The organism is Bradyrhizobium sp. P2_E8, from assembly GCF_056403875.1.
Map to the genome: position 1 here is coordinate 1 of NZ_JBFUES010000776.1, position 3,687 is coordinate 3,687.

A 3,687-nucleotide genomic window follows, 5' to 3' on the forward strand; every position below is an offset into this window, starting at 1 on the left:
GGCGAGCGACTGTCTACGGCTGGATCGCCTGCTTTGCGCAAGGCAGCGAGTTCTCGACCTTTGCGTTCTACCTGCCGGTGCTCTTTGTCATGGTCGGCGTGTCGAGCGTGCTCGGCATCAACCTGGTGACGATGGCGCTGTTCTGCTTCGCCGCTCTGTCCGGCTGGGTCGGTCCGCTCCTGACGCCGAAGATCGGCCACCGCGGCATCGCGATCGCCGGTTTCAGCATCGTGCTGGCATCGCTCCTGGTCGCGGCTTTCGCGCTCTACACCGACAACAAGATCCTGCTGCCGTTCGCAGCGGCCGCCATGTTGTGGGGCCATTATTGGGACGCGTCGAACTGCATGACGATCCCGACCATGGTCGCCAAGCCGAAGTACCGCGGCACCGCCAGCGGCTTCGCCTACATGTTCGTGAAGCTGCCGTCGTTCCTGGCGATCTTCCTGTTCCCGACGGTGTTCGCTGCGATCGGGCAGGCGAATGCCACGCTGATGGTCGCGATCTTCCCGATGATCGGATTGCTCGCTGCGATCTTCATCCTRCCGGAAGTCTACGGCTACGAGAACGACTAGTATGGAAGCTACCTGATCGCGGCTGCCAAGGCCGCGATCAGGGCGGGCGGCGTCACCAGCATGCCGAGCTTGAGGAACGGCCAGGCGCCGACCTCGATCTTCTCCCGACGCAGCGCGACCAGCCAGAGGATGGTGGCAAGCGACCCCGTTACCGACAGATTGGGGCCGAGGTCGACGCCGATCAGGATGGCGCTGACGACAGGCGCGGGCAGATGATCGCTGGCGGCGACCGAGCCCGCGACGAGGCCGACCGGAAGGTTGTTGGCAATGTTGGTGGCGATTGCGGTCGCGATGCCGACGCTCCAGGCCGCCTTGGGCACCGATTGCGCGACGGCTTGATGCAGCAGTGCGCTGAGCTGCCCGATCACGCCGGTTTTCACCAGTGCTTCCACCATCACGAAGAGCCCGGCGACCAGCGGCAGCACGCTCCATGACACGCCCCTCAGCACGGGCAGCGGCGATTGCCGGCTCAGCAGCAGCACGATCGCGGCCGTCGCCACGCCGCAGATGAAGGTCGGCAGGCCGAGTTGCTTGTCCAGCGCCGAGGCCGTCACCAGCACGACGCCGATCGCGACGATGCCCACGGCTGTGAGCTTGCCGCCGCGGCTGAGCTTCGGATGCGGCACGCTGCGCGCGATGGTCTCTTCCTTCAGCGCGCGGTGCTGGGTCAGGCGCAGCACGACATAGGTGAGCAGGATCGATGCCGCCGAGGGCAGGGCGAACAGGCGCAGCCATTCTGTCAAATGCGGCATGCGCGCGCCGAACACGACGAGGTTGGCCGGATTGGAGATCGGCAGCACGAAGCTTGCGGCATTCGCGATGAAGGCGCAGACGAACAGGTAAGGCAGCGGCTTGGCGCCGGCCGCGCGCGTCGCGGCATAGACGGCGGGTGTCAGCACGATCGCGGTGGCATCGTTCGAGAGCAGCACGGTGACGAGGGTGCCGACGAGATAGATCAGCAAGAACAGCCGCTGCGGCGATCCGTCTGCATATTCCACCGCGAGCGCGGCGAGATAGTCGAACAGGCCCTCGAGCCGCGCCAGTTCTGCGATCAGCATCATGCCGATCAGGAAGAGATAGACGTCAACGCCTTTCTCGATGCCAACGAGCGCATCCTGCCACGGCAGCAAGCCGGGCAGCACGAGCGCGCCAGCGCCGATCACGGCCCAGACCGCCTCGGGCAGGCGAAAGGGCCGGATGATGACGCCTGCGGTCGCGGCGACGATGATGCTCCAGGCCCAGATGGCCTCATGCGGCGCGGTCGGCACGTTCAATCCTTGAGGTGGAATGGGTTCATTTGGCAGCGATAGCCGATGTCGGTGGCGCTGTCTTCCCCTTCGGCCGCAGGGTTCCACGCCGCGTCTCGGGCAAGGCGACAAGGCAGACGATCGCGCCGATCGCAGCGACCGCGCCGAGCGTGATGAACGCCGCGCTGTAACCCGCGCCGACTACGACGACGCCCGCAAGCGTCGTCGACAGCGCCGCGCCGATGCTCTGGGCGGTGATGACGGCGCCCTGCGCGACGTTGAAGCGGCCAGTGTTGCGCATGAGGTCGGCGACGATCACCGGAAAGATCGCCCCGAAGATACCGGCGCCGACGCCATCGAGAAGCTGCACGCCGACCAGCCAGAACGGATTGTCGGAGAGCGTGTAGAGCGCTCCCCGAATGGGCAGTATCAGCAGCGCAGCGAGGAAGAAGCGCTTGTGGCCCCAGCGGTCGGCTCTCGCGCCGACCAGCATCGCGAACGGCACCATCACCACTTGGGCCGCGACGATGCAGGCCGACATCAGGCTGGTGCCCATGTTCTTGTCCTGGAGCGCGAGCTTCTGGCCGACCAACGGCARCATCGCCGCGTTGGAGAGATGGAAGAGCAGGACGCAGATCGCGAAGACGAGCAGGGGGCGACAGGTGAGGAGCACCGCGAGCCCGGACGGCTGTTCGCTCCGTGTATCGCCGTCGTCCAGGCCGCGGGCGAGGTCGTGGTCGATGGCCGGTTCGGGGATTGCAAGAATGCTGACAAGGCTTGCGATCGCCATGGCGCTGAGAAGGTAGAACACCACGGTCGGGCCAAACCAAAAGGCGGAGAGGCCGGCAAGACCCGCCGCGACCGCGTTGCCGGCATGGTTGAAAGTTTCGTTGCGGCCGATCCGCCGGGTGAAAGCGGCATGGCCGAAGATGCCGAGCGAGACGGCGGCGATCGCCGGTGGAAAGACCACGGCTGCGGCCTGCGCGATGCCTTGCGAGATTGCGACCGGCACGAAGCCGGGGAACAACGGCAGCGACAGCGATGCAAGCGTCACCATGATCGCGGCGACAACCATCACCAGCCGCTTCGCCCGGGTCGCATCGACCAGCGCGCCGGCCGGTGTCTGCGCCACGATACCCGCGAATGTTGCAATCGACATCACGAGGCCGATGCGCGCCTCGTCCCAGTGCTGCTCGGTGAGGAGATAGACGGCAAGATAGGGTCCAAGCCCGTCGCGGACGTCGGCGAGGAAGAAGTTGGCCGCATCCAGCGCACGGCCGGCCCGCCTTGCCTGATCGGGGTCTTGGCTCGACATCGGTCTCTCGATCGAGGCGAGAAGCGCCCCGGCAGGAACGGTGGTCACGGCACCTTTGTTCCGCTTCAGAACTTCACCGCGAGCAGCACCGCGCCGGCGCCGATCATGGCAATCCCCGCCCAGCCCTGCGTTGTCGGACGCTCGCCGAGAAAGGCGAACGCGAAGACAGCAACCAGAACGACGCTGAGCTTGTCGATCGGCGCCACCAGCGTGGCGGGGCCAAGCTTCAGCGCGCGAAAATAGCACAGCCAGGATGCGCCGGTCGCGAGCCCCGACAGYACCAGGAACAGCCAGGTCCTGGACGAGATCGCCGAGGGCACGGCGAATTGCCCGGTGAAGAACAGCAGCACCGAAAAGGCGAGCAGCACCACGATGGTGCGGATGAAGGTCGCCAGATCCGGATTGATGTTCTCGACGCCGACCTTGGCGAAGATCGCGGTCAGCGCGGCGAAGCAAGCGGACAGCAGCGCCCAGGTCTGCCAGGCGGAGAGAAGGGCGGGTTTCATGTCATCAAGTTCCGTTGCTTTAGGACGGCGCGCCAGCGCCGTCATTG

Annotated in this window: 4 protein-coding genes; 1 reads left to right on the top strand and 3 read right to left on the bottom strand. The window is 65.9% G+C overall.

Going from position 1 to position 3,687, the window contains the following annotated elements; genetic code table 11:
* The coding region (locus AC1D00_RS31560; RefSeq protein ID WP_477013355.1) for an MFS transporter at positions 1 to 572 on the top strand (572 nt) is incomplete at its 5' end.
* Positions 573 to 580: 8 nt separating this feature from the next.
* On the opposite strand, the gene AC1D00_RS31565 is transcribed toward AC1D00_RS31560, so the two are convergent.
* The 3 genes from AC1D00_RS31565 to AC1D00_RS31575 all read right to left on the bottom strand — a co-directional run bounded on the left by AC1D00_RS31565 (position 581) and on the right by AC1D00_RS31575 (position 3,640).
* Positions 581 to 1,840 (bottom strand): arsenic transporter, encoded by a 1,260-nt coding sequence (locus AC1D00_RS31565; protein ID WP_477013356.1) that lies wholly within the window; start codon positions 1,838 to 1,840, stop codon positions 581 to 583.
* A 25-nt stretch (positions 1,841 to 1,865) separates the two neighbouring features.
* Positions 1,866 to 3,134 carry an MFS transporter gene (locus AC1D00_RS31570; protein WP_477013357.1) on the bottom strand — a complete coding sequence of 423 codons (1,269 nt, stop codon included), beginning with the start codon at positions 3,132 to 3,134 and terminating at the stop codon, positions 1,866 to 1,868.
* A 65-nt stretch (positions 3,135 to 3,199) separates the two neighbouring features.
* Positions 3,200 to 3,640 carry an EamA family transporter gene (locus AC1D00_RS31575; RefSeq protein WP_404557099.1) on the bottom strand — a complete coding sequence of 147 codons (441 nt, stop codon included), beginning with the start codon at positions 3,638 to 3,640 and terminating at the stop codon, positions 3,200 to 3,202.
* Between the last annotated feature and the right edge of the window lie 47 nt (positions 3,641 to 3,687).